Origin of the sequence: Bacillus sp. FH (assembly GCF_052216825.1) — a bacterium.
Lineage (GTDB): Bacteria > Bacillota > Bacilli > Bacillales > Bacillaceae_G > Bacillus_A > Bacillus_A paranthracis.
On sequence record NZ_JBQOUU010000001.1, the window covers coordinates 1,240,101 to 1,257,851 of the forward strand.

Consider the following 17,751-nt stretch of genomic DNA (forward strand, 5'->3'; position numbering starts at 1 on the left):
ACAATATTATAAAGTGTAAATTTTTTGTAAAGACATCCGTACAACTCAATGCTTTAATTTAAATAATAAGTTAATATTTGTTTTCAATACTCTTTCTAGCTGTTTCTTCTGCTTTTCAGCTTGCACTTTTTCCGCTAACGCCGATTGTTCACATACAATTTCAAATGTTAATCCTTCTTTACTTTCTGTTATAGATATTGATTCAACAAGCGATCTTTGTCTTATATTTAAAGCTGCTGAAAATTGTAAAACAGCCCCTAAAAGGCGAATTTTCTTTTGTTCATTTTTATCAAACCATCCTTCAAATGGTGACAAATGTTGTTTGAATAACATTTTTGATTTATAAGACGCAATAAGCGCTAATCTTACTCGCTCTTTGTGCATCATACCATCAATTGTTTTATTCGCTAATAAATAAAACGTATGTAAGCGGCTCGCTTCTTCGTCTATATATTTGCCTATATTAAATACTTTCGCTGCTTGATGGAATACTTCCCAGTCTTTTACTGACATAGAAATCAGCCCTGTTTGTTCAAGTTGTTGACAAATCAATCTTCCATGTTTAATAAGCTGCATTACAAATTCCATATCCATTTCATATTCATGTGATAATAAATACAAACTTTCTTCGACCACGTTCGGATAATATGAAATCCCCAAATCTTTTGTCAACTCTTCATAGAAAACACCTTCTCGTAATCCTTTTCTACTTAATACAAATGATGGCGCCTCTATAACATTAACAAGCGTATGAAATACTTCGACTGCTGGAACAATTGTATCTGCTCGATCTTTTGCCAATCCTTCCAATTTTTGAAGTTCTATGAACGACAATGCTTCTAATTCTTCTTTCACATTTTTAATATCTTCTTCTTTCATCTTATATAAATGTACCCCTGCTATAGGATAACAAATTAAATTTTGATGAATTTTCACTAAGTTCCTCGCACTACCACCAATTGCAATAAGAGGCAACTTCTTATCAATTAACCATGGTAATGTTCGAAATTGATATTCTAAGTACGTTCGAATCTTTTCCAACTCTTCTTCAGTAGGTATGTCCTCTTTAATAAACTGCTTTAAAGAAAGTGCTCCAAAAGGAAAGCTATGATACTCTAAAATCTCTCTATTTCGAAAGTATGTAACTTCCGTACTTCCTCCACCAATATCTACTGTAATTCCTTCAGAGAACGAAGTTGAATTCATAACTGCTAAATAGCCGTAACGTGCTTCTTCATATTCTGATAATACTCTAAGAGTAAAGTCTGTTTGTCCTTCAACAAGTTTTTTAATTTCCTCTTGATTCTCAGCCTGCCTAATTGTTGCTGTTGCAACACAAAGTACATGGCGCAACTGATGGAATCGTGTACTTTCTTGAAATTGAAATAATGTTTGTAACAATACCTCTATTCCTTCTTCAATCAACACACCATCGACTAAGTAATTCCTTAACCTTGCAACCACTTTCGTATTTTCAATCTCTTTATAAAAACCTCCGTTTTGCTTTTCATAAATAACTAAACGCATTGTATTAGATCCAATATCTATAATGGCATATTGCTGTTTTAATATTTCTTTCAAACTTCTCACTCTTTCATTATCAAATTTCTAAAACACATTCTATTACTATTATACAAAATAGTTGTTTTTTGTAACAATATTGCTTTAATATTGAAAATATATACAATCACTTTTTGCATATAATAAAAATCGCTTTTACTTATGGTATAATAATGAAAAATTGAAAGGAGATTTAATATGAAACCTTCACAACCACAATCTCAATTACAAAACCAACATTCTATTAATCGACTAGCTCAATCTATTTTCGTTGTGAATCGTCATGCTAAAGCTGCAACTAATCCGAAGTATTTATACTGGTTAAAAAAGACAGCTTTAGAACGCCTAATTACTGAAAAAAAAGCTATTAAAGAAGGATTACATTTCTCTAGAAATCCACGTTTTAGCCAACAACAATCTGATGTTCTTATACGTTTAGGTGATTACTTTTTCCATATTCCTCCTACAAAAGAAGATTTTCGAATCCTACCACATCTCGGTCATCTTGAATCCTCCTATCGAAATCCGAAAACAACCTTATCTTTAACAGTAGCAAAAAAAACACTTCAAGATTATATTGGTCCTGAAGCGCTAAAACAAGAAAAAAAATTAAGTGAACCTGTCCCATGGTATAGTCGTACCTATACAAAAAAATAAAACAGTTTGGCCAATTGTAGGCCAAACTGTTTTATTTTTTCTCTTCTTTAATTTTAATATTTGCTTGTTTATAAAAAGCAATTTTTTCTGTATTATAAGACTTCGTAAATTCATTAAACTTGTCTTTTTCTGATTCAATATCTTTATAAGACTGATTTACTACTTTTACTTTTTCACTAATATCTTTTAATTTCGTACCTTTATCTTGTAACATTGTATATAATTCTTTTTCTTGTTTTAACGATTTATTATAGCTATCATACATTTTGTTAAATGAATCATGTCGTTTCTCATATGTGCTTTTCACTTTATCCGCTTGATCTTTCAATTTCTTATCTTCAATTTTCTTCACATATTTATCTGCCGATTTCACTTCTTCTTGTGCCTTATTTAAAGATTCTTTTTCTTTTTTAAGCACTTTTTCTCGTTCATCTGTATTTTTCACTGCTTGGTTTAGTTTTTCCTTAACAGTTTGATTATTATCTTTTCCTTCTTGAACAATCTGGTTATATAATTCTTGTCCCTCTTTCTCTAAAGTTTCAAGTTTTTTTGCATCTTCAAACATTGTTTTTTCTTGCTTTGCAGCATTTTCAAATGCAACATATAATTCCTCTTCTGGTTTCGGTCCGAAACAACCCGCTAGTAAAGTCATTGATAATGCAGTTACAATTGCTAATTTACTATATTTCAACATCTTTTTCCTCCTACTTATATACGATCATCGTGTAAAAAGCTATGAAATTATATAACCTTCTATAAACTCCACACTCGCACCTTTTTCACGAAAATCATTCATATTGTTTATAATGCTTGTACAAATTGTATTACTTGAAATTACATTTTCCGTTTTTGAACTAAATAGTAGTTCCATATCCATCTTTTACTTGGCACTTTTTAAAACCTATTGATATTATGTATTACACAAAAGTACAACGGAATTCATCACAACCATAATAATTTGAAGAACAACAGTAATCATTCACCTGATAAAAGATGTTCGTTGTTCTCACACGTCTATCATTCTATCATTCCCTTTCCCGCTTTCTATCAAATAATCTCTTCGTTCATTTTACACAGTATAAATGCTATCTTGCAACAACTTACAATTATTCTTGCCATTCCCTAAAAAGGAAAAGTGTAGAGTATACTTTCCTCTACACTTTTAAAATGAAACACATTGTGCAAAATGCATTGACACATCCATCATAATTATATGCCTATTTCATATATTTTTAAAGACTTTTATTACAAAAAAAGTTCTTTTTGTAATAAAAGTCAAAAAAATGTTACAATAAAAACTTCTTCATATCATATTTCTTCAAATCAAAATTTCACTTATTTTTTTACAAATTTCTATGCTGGTACAATTGATTTTGTGCCTTTCTTAACAATTCTTCAAACGTTTTTCCTTCTATAGGATAACTAGCAGCCCCAAATAATAGAGTCATACTTACCAAACCATTTTCTATTTCACTTTCAATATTTTTCATTAATCGGTTTGTTATTGTCGACTTTTCATGTCCGTTATCAATCGCCACAATCACATACTTATTTTCATCCCACTTCGTAACGACATCACCTTTACGAATTGTCTTTACAATCGTGCTCTCCAATTTTTGTACTAACACCTCCAATTTTTTTTCTTGCACTGTTTCTTTTAGTCCTTTCCATTCTTTCACAGAAAGAATGTACACTGTAATATTATGAGAATCTCGTTCTGATAAAGCAGCTACTTTCTCAAAAAAATCAACTACAAAATCATTACTTGCCATTCCTCCTACTTCCGTATCCATACGCCCACTCGCTTTTTTATCATACCAATGTCCAAAATAATAGCTGAGTATCATTTGCAATATATAAATAATAAAGACGGTATAAAATGATCGCGAATCCAGTTTTGTAATTACATCCTGAAGCGCAATCCATTCTGTAACTGCCACTGTATTCCCAAGTAATAATCCACTAATTTTCCCTTTATGTTTCATACTTCACCTCCCTTCTATACCAATATATGTTTCTATAACAATTATGTTTTTCTACAAAATAAAAAATGTACATATTGAGTGTACATTTCCGCTTAAGCTTGTCTACCATTTCTATTCTATTTCATATATATGCCATGCATCATTTTAGAAATATGGTGACCTACATGCTACAAAAGAAAAATCTATCAGATATTATACGTTTACTATCGGGGTTTCTGTAGTCGCTAAAATTACTATTTAATTCTTTCGGAGTAAACTTCATTACATACAATCAAATCGACGCTATTGTAAATATGGATCGAACAAAAAAGGGAATCAAAAAGGGAATCAAAAAGGAACCTTTCATACAGGTTCCTTTTTATCATTGCCGTACAACAACTTCATTTGTTTGCAACGGACCATATGATACTCCGTTATATTGAAATGTATATGTAGCCTGAAATAGTGTGTTTTTGAGTTCTTTATCTTTATTTGCTTTTATTTTACAAATTAATTCTACCTTCTCATTTGGTAATAAATTATCAATTCTCCACCTTACAAGCTGGAACAGAAACTCGCTCATCCCCTTATCAACCTTTAATGAATTTGGAATATAGGCAAAATAATCTCGAATCATATGACTTACTACAACTCGTGAAATCATTTCCATTCCTTTATTTTCAACTTCAATTCGAATAATAAGTATGTCGTTTACATCATAGGTCAGTTCATATGAAAATTTTTCTTTATACATACTACGGATTTGTAATGTAACTGCTACGTTAGGACATTCATTTTCCTTTTTTGAGCCATCAATCCATAATACCGGTTGTAGCGGTATTGAACGCCTTCCTTGATCCGGAATTCGTTTCCATATTTTCATAATAATATTCACCCCATTTCAGATGCATCATATCCATACGACCTTATTCTGCCTCTCTACACAATATTAATAAAGCTCGTTACAAACGATATATAGTTATTACTCTTCCTTTTATCCTATTCGACAAAGTAAAGAAAAAACCATTTTTCATCTGTTAACAGCAGGTATTCTTACTGAAATATTTTTTTACAATTTCCTTCATTGACTTTTACCAATACTAAGTATTACTCACTCTTTCGCTGTCCATACAACAGAATATTTTGACGGAAGAAAAAGTTTGCCTTTTAGTCAAACTTGACTATAATATTCTTTATGGCTTTGTCAGTGCACTTGTGTAAATTGATTTTTAAAAATATATTTATAATTTTTATGCGCTGCACTCAAAACTTAATATAGTTTACTTATTATTAAAGGAGGGTTATCTTTGGAATCTCAATTATCAAAAAAAGACTCCAGCAAGACAAAATTTGTTGTTGCGGGTTTACTACTTGGTATTTTAATGGCGGCAATGGATAATACAATCGTTGCAACAGCAATGGCAACAATCGTTGGAGACCTAGGAGGATTTGACAAGTTCGTTTGGGTCACGTCTGCATATATGGTAGCAACAATGGCAGGAATGCCTATCTTCGGAAAACTTTCTGATATGTACGGACGGAAACGCTTTTATATTGGTGGCCTTATTCTTTTCTTGTTCGGTTCTGCACTTTGTGGAACAGCATCTAGTATTGAGCAATTAAGTATTTATAGAGCAATTCAAGGAATTGGTGGCGGAGCTCTTATGCCTATCGCCTTCACTATTATGTACGACATATTCCCACCAGAAAAGCGCGGAAAAATGACAGGGCTATTCGGTGCTGTTTTCGGAACATCTAGTGTATTCGGCCCTTTATTAGGTGCTTATATTACAGACTATATAAGTTGGCACTGGGTCTTCTATATTAATATTCCATTAGGACTTATCTCCTTCTTCTTCATTACGAAATATTATAGTGAATCTCTAGAATTTAGAAAACAAAAAATTGATTGGGCTGGCGCTATTACACTTGTTATTAGTATCGTTTGCTTAATGTTCGCATTAGAACTTGGTGGTAAAGAATACGCATGGGATTCCACTGTAATTATCGGCTTATTTACAACAGTTGTTATTATGCTTATTATTTTCTTCTTCGTAGAACGAAAAGCAACCGAGCCTATCATTTCTTTCCATCTATTTAAAAAACCTTTATTCGCAGCTAGCCAAGGTGTTGCCTTTTTCTATGGTGCCGCTTTTATCATCTGTACAGTTTATATCCCAATCTTCGTTCAAGGTGTTCTCGGTGGTTCAGCCTCAAATGCTGGATTAATTTTAACACCTATGATGATTGGCTCTGTAATTGGAAGTCAAACGGGTGGACAGTTAGCTTCTCGAACAAGTTATCGTAACATTATGATGGCATCTGGAGTTTTCTTCGTTCTTGGCATTTATTTACTAAGCACTTTAACAATGGACACACCTCGCCTACTCGTAACACTATTTATGGTTCTCGCTGGACTTGGTGTTGGTTTCTCATTCTCAGTTTTAAGTATGTCTTCGATTCACAAATTAGAAATGAGAGACCGTGGTTCTGCTACATCAACAAACTCATTTTTCCGTTCACTCGGTATGACTCTTGGTGTAACGATTTTCGGTACAATTCAAAATCATATTTTTACAGATAAACTAAACACTCTCTTCCCACCTGAACTAGCAAAATTAGCTCCAAAGGGTGGAGACACAAGTTTCTTATTATCACCAAGTGCTACCGATAAAATACCAACTGAAATATTAACTGGTATTAAAGAAGCTCTAGCTACATCTATTGCCAGTACATTCTTCTGGGCACTGATCCCGGCTGTACTAAGTATTATTTGCATTTTACTTATGGGAAATGAGCGTCTTTTTACAGGACCAAAAACGAAACAAAAACAAAAGCAGGTAAGTTAGTATAGAAAAAGAAACGGCATACCCTTTATGAAAAAGGGTATGCCGTTTATAATATATAAAGTAAATCTTTGATCAGTAAGGAACCATTCCTACTGGTTATTATCCCTCACCAATCGGGATCAAGTTTCTATATACAGGAGAAAGAAACAGTAAACAAAAACATAGACAAAAGTGTGCATATATAGCAAAAAAGTAATTATGAAACAATATAAACCAAAAGAATTTTCAGAAATGCTTAATGTCTCTGTTAAGACATTGCAAAGGTGGGACAATCAAGGTGTTTTAACTGCTTACCGAAACCCAAAAGGAAGATATTTTGTATCTGTACTTTGCGAATTGGAAGAAATGGCAACAAAGTTAGCACTCAATAAAATAGGTTTAGGGATTGATTTAGGAGTGAAGGATTTTGCTACACGTAGCGATGGTATCGTTCATGAAAACATCAACAAAACAATAAAAGTAAAAAAGATAGAAAAACGGTTAAAACGTGAACAACGCTCTTTAGCACGTAAATTTGAAAATCTAAAAAAAAGAGGTGAAAAATCTGTTACTAATAAAAGAGTGAATATAGATAAAAATGTTCTTAGAGTGCAAAAGTTGCATGCTCGATTAGCGAATATTCGAATAGAATATGTAAAGTCTATTGTAACGAATGTGGTGAAAACCAAACCAACGTTTATTACAGTGGAAGATTTGAATGTGAAAGGTATGATGAAGAATAAACATTTATCTAAAACAATTGCCAAGCAGTCTTTTTTTACTTTTAAAACGTGGCTTTTGACGAAATGTGAGGAATATGGAATTGAATTACGTCAAGTAGACCGGTTTTATCCATCGTCAAAGTTATGCTCATGTTGCAGTCAAAAGAAAGCGGATTTAAAGCTATCTGACCGAGTATATACATGTGAATGTGGCAATGTAATGGATAGAGATTTGAACGCAGCGATCAACCTTTTACAAGCAAAAGAATATACAATACTAACGTAAATAGTTTGTATATATGTACGGTGGGCTACATCGGAATTTACGCCTGTGGAGTGTCACAGCAAACTGTAGTAGCAAGTGATTAGCAAGGCAGGGCACGTAGAAGCAGGAATACTCTAAGAATATACATTTGTCTATATTTTTAGTAGCAGTTGAGACAGCATGAGCATGAAATTAGTCATTCTCGGCTTACTACTCGAAGGAGATAAACATCCATATGAAGTGCAGCACATCATGAAAGAACGACAAATGGACTGTTACATTAAATATGCAAAAGGATCACTTTACTATGCCTTTGAGCAATTAGAAAAACAAGGGGCAATTCGTGTTACAACTATTGTTCGAGATACAAATAGACCAGATAAAACAATTTTTCATATAACAGACGAAGGTAAGCGGTTATTTCACACATTACTATTAAAACAATTCGAGGCAAAAAATCAAATATATAAACCAATTTATTCGGCACTCTCTTTCGCTCATTTTGGTAATGATGAAGAGTTAGTTCCTATTTTAGAAAAAAAGAAAAATGACACCATTCAATATTTACATAATATGCAAACTATATATGATAGTAGCAAAGGACACATCCCACGTGCACAGCGATATATTTTGCAAAGCGTTATTGAACATATTACAGTCGAATTGCAATGGTTAAACACCCTTCTTGCAGATGCTGTTGCCGGGCGACTTTCAGAAATTGATATAGATACGGATTAAACTTTTAAAATAGAAACTGTAAAATGACAATATAGTTATTTTATTTCAAAGTCTAAAACAAGCATAACCCCATTCTAATTTAGGTTGGGGTTATGCTTGTTTAATTTTCTATATAAGATAAACCAATTATTTAATAACATAACTGGCATCTTATGTATGTATAGGTACCCATTTCTTTATAAATTTAATTGCACTTTATTTCAATACTCCTCATGTTTCTTCACTCTAAAAAATCAGAAAAATACAAATAATTAAAATAAAAAACTTTAGAATTTTCTTATTTCAAAACAGTAGACAAAATTCCAAAAATTGTGTTAGAATTTGTTTCAATATCATATCGCTTGTTAAATTCCTTTCAAAAGGAAAATGGGTACACGAACAGTTTGTTTCGTGTTTAAAAGGGAAGCTTGGTGAAACTCCAACACGGTCCCGCCACTGTAAATGCTGAGATTTCTTTTTAATGCCACTGTGAAAACGGGAAGGTGAAAGAAATCATATGAAGCATAAGTCAGGAGACCTGCCTGTTTTAACAACACTGATAGATTCACGGATGATGATGAGGTGTTAAAACAAAAAGGAAGGCTTATTTTCTATGCCTATATGCTTTTTGTTATAGTTATTTCCTAGTAAACGGAAATGCTTACTTTCAATTAGGGAGGAATTTGAAATGGCAATTCAAACAAGTAACTTAGGTTATCCACGTATCGGACTACAACGAGAGTGGAAAAAAACATTGGAAGCTTTTTGGTCTAATAAAATTGATGAAGAACAATTTTTAACAACAATGAAAGAAATTCGTCTTCAACACGTTAAAGCACAGCAAGAAAAAGGGATTGAACTTATTCCAATTGGCGACTTTACATATTACGATCACGTTTTGGATACTGCTTATATGCTAGGATTTATCCCATCACGTTTTTCTCAGTTTACATCTTACCTTGATGTATATTTCGCAATGGCGCGTGGCTCTAAAGATCACGTAGCTTCCGAAATGACAAAATGGTTTAACACAAACTATCATTATATCGTTCCAGAATATGAAGAGGGATTACAAATCTCTTTAAAAGATAATCGTCCACTTCGCTTATACGAAGAGGCAAAACAAGAATTAGGAGTAGATGGAAAACCTGTTATTTTAGGACCATATACTTTCTTGAAATTAGCTAAAGGCTATACACAAGAGCAATTTGCTACTATTTTAAAACAGTTAGTTGCACCTTACGTACAACTGCTTTCAGAACTACATGCAGCTGGTGCACAAATCATTCAAGTTGATGAACCGATTTTCGCTTCTTTAACGAAAGAAGAAGTTCAACAAGCAAAAGAAATTTATGAAGCTATTCGTAAAGAAGTTCCAAATGCGAATCTTCTTTTACAAACATATTTTGATAGTGTAGAAGAAAACTATGAAGAAATCATTACATTCCCAGTATCAAATATTGGATTAGATTTCATTCATGGTAAAGAAGGTAATCTACATGCTATTTCAAAATATGGATTCCCAGCTGATAAAACTTTAGCTGTTGGTTGTATAGATGGCCGTAACATTTGGAGAGCCGATCTTGATGAAGTTCTTACGTTATTTACAACGTTACAAAAACAAGTCCAAACGAAAAACTTCATCGTTCAGCCTTCTTGTAGCTTATTGCATACGCCAATCGATAAAACAGAAGAAACTCACTTATCGACTGAGCTATTTGACGCGTTGGCATTTGCAAATCAAAAATTAGAAGAGTTAGTTCTTATTCATTCCGCTCTAACTCAAGGTACAGAAAGCATTCGTAATGAGCTGGAAACATATCGAAATGTACATCATACAATTCGTTCATCTGCTGCACGTAACCGCGAAGATGTCAAAGTAGCACGAACAGCACTAAAAGAAGAAGATTTTTCACGACCTCTTCCATTTGAAAAACGATATGAATTGCAACAAGTTGCTTTGAAGTTACCGTTGTTACCAACAACAACTATCGGTAGCTTCCCGCAAACAACTGAAGTTCGCCAAACGCGAAAAGAATGGCGTAACGGTGTTATTTCAAATGAACAATATGAACAATTTATTGAAAAAGAGACAGAAAAATGGATTCGTTACCAAGAAGAAATTGGTCTTGATGTTCTTGTACATGGTGAGTTTGAAAGAACTGACATGGTCGAATATTTTGGTGAACGCCTTGCTGGTTTCTCATTCACTAAAAACGGTTGGGTGCAATCATACGGTTCCCGCTGCGTAAAACCACCTGTTATTTATGGTGATGTAGCCTTTATTAACGGAATGACTATTAAGGAAACTGTTTATGCACAAAGCTTAACAGAGAAAGTTGTAAAAGGCATGTTAACTGGACCTGTTACGATTTTAAATTGGTCCTTCGTTCGAAATGACATTCCAAGAAAAGAAGTTTCATATCAAATTGCATTAGCTCTTCGTCATGAAATTGAACTACTTGAATCTTCCGGAATTCGAGTAATTCAAGTCGATGAGCCAGCACTTCGTGAAGGAATGCCACTAAAAGAAAAAGATTGGGACGCTTATATTACATGGGCAGTACAATCCTTCCTTTTAGCCACTTCATCTGTAGCAAATGAAACACAAATTCATACTCATATGTGTTACAGTAACTTCGAAGATATCGTTGATGCGATTCGCGCATTAGATGCAGATGTGATTTCTATCGAAACATCAAGAAGTCACGGTGAATTTATTGATACATTAAAACATACAACATATGAAAAAGGCATCGGTCTAGGTGTATATGATATTCATAGCCCACGTGTACCAAGTAAAGATGAAATGTATAAAATCGTAGAACAATCTTTAAAAGTATGCGATCCTAAATATTTCTGGATTAATCCTGATTGTGGTTTAAAAACGAGAAGAACAGAAGAAGTTATTCCAGCTTTAGAGCACATGGTGCAAGCGGCAAAAGACGCTCGTTCCTTGCTAAAAACAAACGCATAATAAAAATGGGGTATCCTTTTTGAGGATACCCCATTCTTTATTCTTTACTTTCAAAAAAGAATTCATATTGTATTTTATATAATTCATCATCCGTTGGTTCTTCAAGGGGTGTTGCCTGTAATACAACCGTATACTCACCATTTGGAATAGGAATTTGAAATTTATTTGAAAGAATACTTGTTACAACGATACATTCATTTTCAACTGTAAAAGGAACTGTAACCGTTCTAATTACTTCTTCTTTCTCAATATGTTTCCCTGGGGTCACTTTTACTTCACAAGTATAATCAGAAAGTGCTTCAAAAATAACAGTTCCATCCGTCTTCGCATAACCTCTCTCAAAATCTTCATCCGTCCAGTCAACGTAAGGCTGATCACCGTCATAGTTCATCAACATTAATTGCGAATACGAAATTGTTAACTCCATCGTTTCCCTCCTCCTTCATTATGAAATATACAACTACTACTTTACGTCAAATTTTACACGCGTACCATCTGGGTATTTATCTAACTTATTTCCTACCCAAGAGCCTGCTCCGCGATTATCTGCTGGACTTATATATTCGATGTGCGCTCCTTTTCCGCCTTCTTTACACATCGCCATTGGCCATTCATCACGATCATACCCTTTTTTTGATGGGTATGGAGCTAACGATAATTTTCTTCTATCCGCAGCGCCACCACGGTCGATTGTACACACTTCTGAATGCCCTTCTTTTATAGCATCCGTAATATGTTTCCCTGTCTCTGGGTATCGATCTTTCGGAAATTCTAGAACTTGATCATACGCATTTGTTTTTTTAATACTTGTTTCCTCTGGAACAAGCACTTCATACACCGCTACTACAATAGAAAGAATTGCAATAATTGAAATGATAATACCTTTTAATTGCTTCATGTATACCTCCATGATTCTACCAGTTTCTTTTCCTCAGTTATTATAACAAACTTCTCCTGTATATGTTTTCAGACATTATTTTAGCTCTTCTTCGCCATTCCGCCAAAAACTCTCATTTTTCTTCATCTTTTCACTAATGCTGTAGAAAACTAATAACCTTCCGACATTCTTTTTCAAAGGAAGTCCTCATAAAAGATTGAAATGATATATACGATACTTTTTGGGGAGGAAATATTATGGAAGCTACCTATAAAACGAAAGATGTGACGAATAAAACAGGCATCCCAAAACATATAGTCCGCAAATATAGTCAACTGTTAGAAGAACATGGTTATATAATTTCCAAAACAGCTGATGCTCGTATTTATAAACTTGATGATTTAAAACTATTGAAATCTATACATGAAAGAGCTGCTACATTGCAGGAAGATATTTCAGAAACGATACCAATTATTTTAAAAGAAAAAGAGGCCCCACCTGTACCAGTTATACAAAATACGCAAGAAATACAACCGAAAGAAAAAGAAGATGGGCGCAACTTCGAGGAATTCATGTTAAAACTTGAAATGCTCGCTCAACTAAATGAAGCCATTATTCATCAAAATTCTACCCTTATTACCCAAAATCGTTTAAAAGATGAAAAGCTAGATGAGTTGATGCAACAAGTTTATGTAAAAGAAGGATCTCAGGAAAAAATGCTACAAGAGTTAGTGGATCATGCCGCTCAAACAGATGCTCTGCAAAAAGAAAAGATGGACTTATTAATGAATCATATGTATAAACGAGAATCTAAACAAGAAGAAAAAATGAATAAACTCGTAAATCAAATTTATAATAAAGATAGCAACCGTGATGCACAACTTATGCAAGTCATTCGCGAAATTCAAGAAACAAAAAGATTAGTTGCTGCTTCAAAAGAACAAAGTTTTTTCCAATCATTTAGAAGTTTATTTAGCCGAACAAAACAAGAAAAAACAACTGAATAGCATATATTTTTTCTAATATAAAATAAAAAGTTACCTTCTATCGGTAACTTTTATTCCTTATTTCTTACAGCTGGCAATATAATAATCGCTTCAGTTCCTTTCCCACTTTCACTTTTATATTCCAGCGTACCATTATGCGCTTGTAAAATACTAAATGTTACCATTAGTCCTAATCCTGTCCCTTTTTCTTTTAAAGAATAATACGGTTGTCCGAGCCTTGCTAATTGTTCTTTCGTCATCCCAACACCACTATCTTTAACTCTTATTACAATCGTTTCATCTTTTTGTATAGCCGTTACTTTTAAATATCCTTTATTTCCTTGAATTGCTTCAATACCATTTTTAACAACATTCATAATAGCTTGCTTCAATTTCGTTTTATCACCGATCGTATAAAGACTTTCAGAAATCTCAACTTGCAAATATACACCTTGCATCGCTGCAAATGATGACATAAGAGTTGTCATTTCTATTAATTGAGCTGATAAGCAAATATGTTCTTTTTTCTCAATTTGTGGCCTTGCTAAATTTAAATAATCTGAAATAATTTGTTCTGCCCGGTCCAATTCAGCTAATACGAGACGCATATAATCCTTGTTCTTCACATCTTCCGTACTTTCTAGCAATTGAATAAAACCACGAACAACAGTGAGCGGATTTCGAACCTCATGTGCAACACTTGCTGCTAACTCACTTACAATATTAAGTTTCTCTGACTTTTGCATCTCTGTACGTAGTATTGCATTTTCATTTAAATATTCTGTTAAGTACACCTGAAATACCATTGTCATAACCATAATAAGCGAAGCAAATATATATCCGCTATATAAGTGCGAAACATATGGTGTAAACCCCGTCTCTAACAGAACGTTAATCATACCAATCACTAAAGAAACAAGTACGTACAATGATGAAATCATAAATGCTAAAATTAGCTTCTTATCCCTTGAAAATAGAGACCATTTCTTTGATAAAAATAATGGAACTATCAATAGAAATATTACTTCTATGACTGGAAGAAGGTTTATGCCCTTTAGCGCCCATTCATAGACAACAAAAATAACGGCCGGGATTAAACCAACAATCCCACCATATAAAAAACCACTAACAATTGGGATTGGGTGAAAGTTATACCCGCAAACGTCCCCAAAACAAATAGAATATGTCATAGAGAGAACGAGTGTAATGCTAGATAAAAACATAATAAAGTAGCGGTTCGGCTTCGGAGGCATTTCTTGATAACGATTTAAACGAATCGCTTCGTATAAAAATAGTGGCAAAATAATGATGGCAATTTGGATCATTAAATCACGGATAAGCTCCATAGCCTCTCATCCCCTATATGTATTTTGATATGATTATATCATTTTACAGGTTTGTTTGTTTTAAAATTTTGATTTTTCTTAACATATTTGTTAATTCTTTGTTAACAACACATAATAATTGTTACAGATTTTCGAAATGAATGTAAACCCTGTACCAAATTTCTGCCCGACAGTATACAATGAATACGGATTACAAAGAAAATAAAAAATACTTCATAAGGCGGACAACTATAGCAAAATACAGCATATAATCCATACTATCTATGTTTACAAATAAGTGATCATTATTTTAGTAGGAGGAAGATAAATATGGCGGGTACTACGCTTGTTTTAAAAGAAGAAAATTTGGTCGTTCTAGAAAACGTTGAAAAATCAGTGTATGAAGAGTTACAGCATAAAACAGGAGAAGAAAATTGCACATGCGCTGTGAATGAATCAGTTGTTCACCTTGGCAAAGTATCCTCTGTACTTTGGAATGAAGATGAAATAGATTGGGAATACGGATATTAAAAAGTCGCTTACAGCGGCTTTTTTTCTATTATCCCTCTCTTTCTACATACCATATACGCAAGCGAAATGATAGAAAATATGTTAAAATGAACTTAATTTTCAAACGGAAGAAAGGGAGATACAATGGAACAATTCATTAACCCTAGAGTAAAGGACATCCAAATTTCTGGAATCCGTCAATTCTCTAACATGATTCAAAACTATGATAATCTTATCTCTTTAACAATTGGACAACCTGATTTTCCTACACCTTCTCTCGTAAAAGAAGCGGCAAAACGGGCTATTACAGAAAATTATACAAGCTATACACATAACGCTGGTTTACTAGAGTTACGCAAGGCAGCTCGTAACTTTGTAAAAGATAACTACGATTTACATTATTCACCTGAAAACGAAACCATCGTTACAATCGGTGCTAGTGAAGCAATTGATGTTGCATTTCGAACGATTTTAGAGCCAGGAACAGAAGTCATTTTACCTGCCCCTATTTATCCAGGGTACGAGCCGATTATTCGATTATGCGGTGCAACCCCTGTATTTATAGATGTTCGTGAAACTGGCTTCCGTTTAACAGCCGATGCACTAAAAAATGCCATTACAGAAAAAACAAGATGCGTCGTACTGCCGTATCCTTCTAATCCAACTGGTGTAACTTTATCAAAAGAAGAACTACAGGATATTGTAAATGTTTTAAAAGATAAAAATATTTTCGTCCTTTCTGATGAAATTTATAGCGAACTTGTATATGAACAAACACATACATCGATCGCTCATTTCCCAGAAATGCGCGAAAAGACTATCGTCATTAACGGTTTATCAAAATCGCATTCTATGACTGGCTGGCGTATCGGTCTATTATTCGCACCAAACTATTTAGCTGGGCATATATTAAAAGTTCATCAATACAACGTAACGTGCGCTACTTCAATCGCTCAATATGCTGCAATTGAAGCATTAACAGCTGCTAAAGATGCACCAAAAATGATGCGTCATCAATACAAAAAACGCCGTGATTACGTATATAATAGACTTATTCAAATGGGCTTAACAGTTGAAAAGCCAACAGGTGCATTTTACTTATTCCCATATGTTGGTCATTTAACATCTTCATCATTTGATTTTGCACTTGATCTTGTGAAAGAAGCTGGACTTGCCGTCGTTCCTGGAACAGCATTCTCTGAATATGGTGAAGGCTACCTTCGCTTATCCTATGCATATAGTATTGAAACTTTAAAAGAAGGCTGTGACCGTTTAGAAGCCTTTCTACAACAAAAAAGCTAAGAGTTAAACTCTTAGCTTTTTTTATGCATAATGATCGCAAGTTTGACGCTTCAGTAATTTATGCGGAATAATGATACACTTTGCAGTAGACTCCGCATTCTCTACTTTATCAACTAAAGCTTTTGCTGCCTCATATCCTAGCTGATATATATTCACGTCAACTGTTGAAAGCGGAGGACTCGCAATTTCTGATAATAAAGCATTATTAAAGCTTACAATTGAAACATCCTTCGGTACAACGAATCCTTTTTTAGAAAGTGCACTTAGCACACCAAGTCCAATCAAGTCATCCGTTGCCATAATTGCTGTCGGTGGTTGCTTTAGCCCCATTAATTCCTCCACGGCTTGTTGACCACTTTCTCTTGAAAAATCAAAATGTAAAATATACTCTTTCGGCAATACAATGTCTGCTAATTTTAAAGCATCACTCATACCAGCCAAACGATCTCTCGTCACAAGTAAATCTGATCCACCGCCGATGAACGCGATTTGTTTATGACCTAATGAAATCAAATATTCTGCTACTTCTCTTGCAGCTGTATAATTGTCATTATCTACATATGTAATTTCTTCTTTACGATCATATGGTTTCCCGATTAATACGAACGGGAAATTTTGTTTATGTAAATATTGAATAATCCGATCATTCTCTCTTGAATATAAAAGAATAATGCCACCAATTTGGCGCCCCTGCACCATCTTTACAACACCATTAAAAATTTCATCTTCCGTTTCACCTGTCGACATATAAAGCGCATACCCTTCCACATGTGCAAACGAACTAATCCCTCTTATAACTTCTGGGAAAAACGGATTTTGAAAAGCTTTACTTGCAGAACTTGGCATAACAAGGCCAAGTGTTTTTGTTGTTTGGTTAGCTAGGTTTCTTGCGTTTAAATTAGGATGATACCCTAGTTCACTCATTACTTTCCGAACACGACGCTTTGTTTTTTCACTTATACTTGGATTATCAGCAATTACACGAGAAACGGTAGATGGTGCTACATTCGCCTTCTTCGCCACATCTTTAATTGTAACTGTCATAAAAATCCCCCTCCTTT

16 protein-coding genes, 1 pseudogene and 1 riboswitch are annotated in these 17,751 nt (G+C 33.8%); of the genes and pseudogenes, 9 read left to right on the plus strand and 8 right to left on the minus strand.

Going from position 1 to position 17,751, the window contains the following annotated elements:
* Positions 1-45 precede the first annotated feature (45 nt).
* Positions 46-1,581 carry an exopolyphosphatase gene (gene ppx, locus ACTT1L_RS06495; RefSeq protein WP_000658867.1) on the minus strand — a complete coding sequence of 512 codons (1,536 nt, stop codon included), beginning with the start codon at positions 1,579-1,581 and terminating at the stop codon, positions 46-48.
* Positions 1,582-1,758: 177 nt separating this feature from the next.
* Between ppx and ACTT1L_RS06500 the strand changes: the two genes are divergently transcribed.
* Complete coding sequence (locus ACTT1L_RS06500) at positions 1,759-2,217, plus strand: YkyB family protein (RefSeq protein WP_000804868.1); 459 nt, start codon at positions 1,759-1,761, stop codon at positions 2,215-2,217.
* Positions 2,218-2,248: 31 nt separating this feature from the next.
* Here ACTT1L_RS06500 and ACTT1L_RS06505 read toward each other — a convergent pair whose 3' ends face one another.
* On the minus strand, positions 2,249-2,911 hold the full coding sequence (locus tag ACTT1L_RS06505) for a YkyA family protein (protein WP_000922491.1): 663 nt from the start codon (positions 2,909-2,911) through the stop codon (positions 2,249-2,251).
* Between the two features lie 649 nt (positions 2,912-3,560).
* The gene (locus ACTT1L_RS06510; RefSeq protein WP_000680837.1) at positions 3,561-4,202 is read right to left on the minus strand and encodes a diguanylate cyclase domain-containing protein; all 642 of its coding nucleotides are present in this window, start codon (positions 4,200-4,202) and stop codon (positions 3,561-3,563) included.
* Between the two features lie 164 nt (positions 4,203-4,366).
* Between ACTT1L_RS06510 and ACTT1L_RS06515 the strand changes: the two are divergent.
* A pseudogene (locus ACTT1L_RS06515) lies at positions 4,367-4,624 on the plus strand (hypothetical protein).
* Here the strand turns inward: ACTT1L_RS06515 and ACTT1L_RS06520 are convergent.
* Complete coding sequence (locus tag ACTT1L_RS06520; RefSeq protein WP_000708168.1) at positions 4,564-5,064, minus strand: hypothetical protein; 501 nt, start codon at positions 5,062-5,064, stop codon at positions 4,564-4,566. The pseudogene ACTT1L_RS06515 and the gene ACTT1L_RS06520 overlap by 61 nt on opposite strands.
* A gap of 424 nt (positions 5,065-5,488) precedes the next feature.
* On the opposite strand from ACTT1L_RS06520, the gene ACTT1L_RS06525 reads away from it, so the two are divergent.
* The 4 genes from ACTT1L_RS06525 (at position 5,489) to metE (ending at position 11,690) form a co-directional block, all read left to right on the plus strand.
* On the plus strand, positions 5,489-7,030 hold the full coding sequence (locus tag ACTT1L_RS06525; RefSeq protein ID WP_048557615.1) for an MDR family MFS transporter: 1,542 nt from the start codon (positions 5,489-5,491) through the stop codon (positions 7,028-7,030).
* A gap of 198 nt (positions 7,031-7,228) precedes the next feature.
* Entirely contained in the window at positions 7,229-8,017 is a 789-nt protein-coding gene (locus ACTT1L_RS06530) for an RNA-guided endonuclease TnpB family protein (RefSeq protein WP_074543989.1), read from the plus strand.
* A gap of 159 nt (positions 8,018-8,176) precedes the next feature.
* A complete protein-coding gene (locus ACTT1L_RS06535) occupies positions 8,177-8,734 on the plus strand; it encodes a PadR family transcriptional regulator (protein ID WP_002163528.1) in 558 nt (185 codons plus the stop codon).
* A gap of 351 nt (positions 8,735-9,085) precedes the next feature.
* Positions 9,086-9,273, plus strand: a riboswitch (cobalamin riboswitch).
* A gap of 128 nt (positions 9,274-9,401) precedes the next feature.
* On the plus strand, positions 9,402-11,690 hold the full coding sequence (metE, locus tag ACTT1L_RS06540; RefSeq protein ID WP_076875542.1) for a 5-methyltetrahydropteroyltriglutamate--homocysteine S-methyltransferase: 2,289 nt from the start codon (positions 9,402-9,404) through the stop codon (positions 11,688-11,690).
* 37 nt (positions 11,691-11,727) lie between these two features.
* On the opposite strand, the gene comJ is transcribed toward metE, so the two are convergent.
* Together comJ and nucA are read right to left on the minus strand one after the other, a co-directional pair.
* Positions 11,728-12,117: a competence protein ComJ gene (comJ, locus tag ACTT1L_RS06545; protein ID WP_000424017.1), complete on the minus strand. Its 390-nt coding sequence runs from the start codon at positions 12,115-12,117 to the stop codon at positions 11,728-11,730.
* 36 nt (positions 12,118-12,153) lie between these two features.
* Positions 12,154-12,588, minus strand: coding sequence for a DNA-entry nuclease (nucA, locus tag ACTT1L_RS06550; RefSeq protein WP_000811499.1), 435 nt, complete (start codon positions 12,586-12,588; stop codon positions 12,154-12,156).
* Positions 12,589-12,824: 236 nt separating this feature from the next.
* Here nucA and ACTT1L_RS06555 point away from each other — a divergent pair, with 236 nt between their 5' ends.
* Positions 12,825-13,574 carry a DUF3967 domain-containing protein gene (locus ACTT1L_RS06555; RefSeq protein ID WP_000388462.1) on the plus strand — a complete coding sequence of 250 codons (750 nt, stop codon included), beginning with the start codon at positions 12,825-12,827 and terminating at the stop codon, positions 13,572-13,574.
* A 50-nt stretch (positions 13,575-13,624) separates the two neighbouring features.
* Here the strand turns inward: ACTT1L_RS06555 and kinB are convergent, their stop codons facing one another.
* Positions 13,625-14,899 carry a sporulation sensor histidine kinase KinB gene (gene kinB, locus ACTT1L_RS06560; RefSeq protein ID WP_000420386.1) on the minus strand — a complete coding sequence of 425 codons (1,275 nt, stop codon included), beginning with the start codon at positions 14,897-14,899 and terminating at the stop codon, positions 13,625-13,627.
* A gap of 309 nt (positions 14,900-15,208) precedes the next feature.
* On the opposite strand from kinB, the gene ACTT1L_RS06565 reads away from it, so the two are divergent.
* Together ACTT1L_RS06565 and ACTT1L_RS06570 are read left to right on the plus strand one after the other, a co-directional pair.
* Positions 15,209-15,409, plus strand: coding sequence for a hypothetical protein (locus ACTT1L_RS06565; RefSeq protein ID WP_000929285.1), 201 nt, complete (start codon positions 15,209-15,211; stop codon positions 15,407-15,409).
* Positions 15,410-15,532: 123 nt separating this feature from the next.
* Positions 15,533-16,690: an aminotransferase A gene (locus ACTT1L_RS06570; protein ID WP_442821833.1), complete on the plus strand. Its 1,158-nt coding sequence runs from the start codon at positions 15,533-15,535 to the stop codon at positions 16,688-16,690.
* Between the two features lie 21 nt (positions 16,691-16,711).
* On the opposite strand, the gene malR is transcribed toward ACTT1L_RS06570, so the two are convergent.
* Positions 16,712-17,734, minus strand: a complete 1,023-nt coding sequence (gene malR, locus ACTT1L_RS06575; protein WP_000219043.1) for a maltose operon transcriptional repressor MalR — start codon at positions 17,732-17,734, stop codon at positions 16,712-16,714.
* Positions 17,735-17,751: the final 17 nt, after the last annotated feature.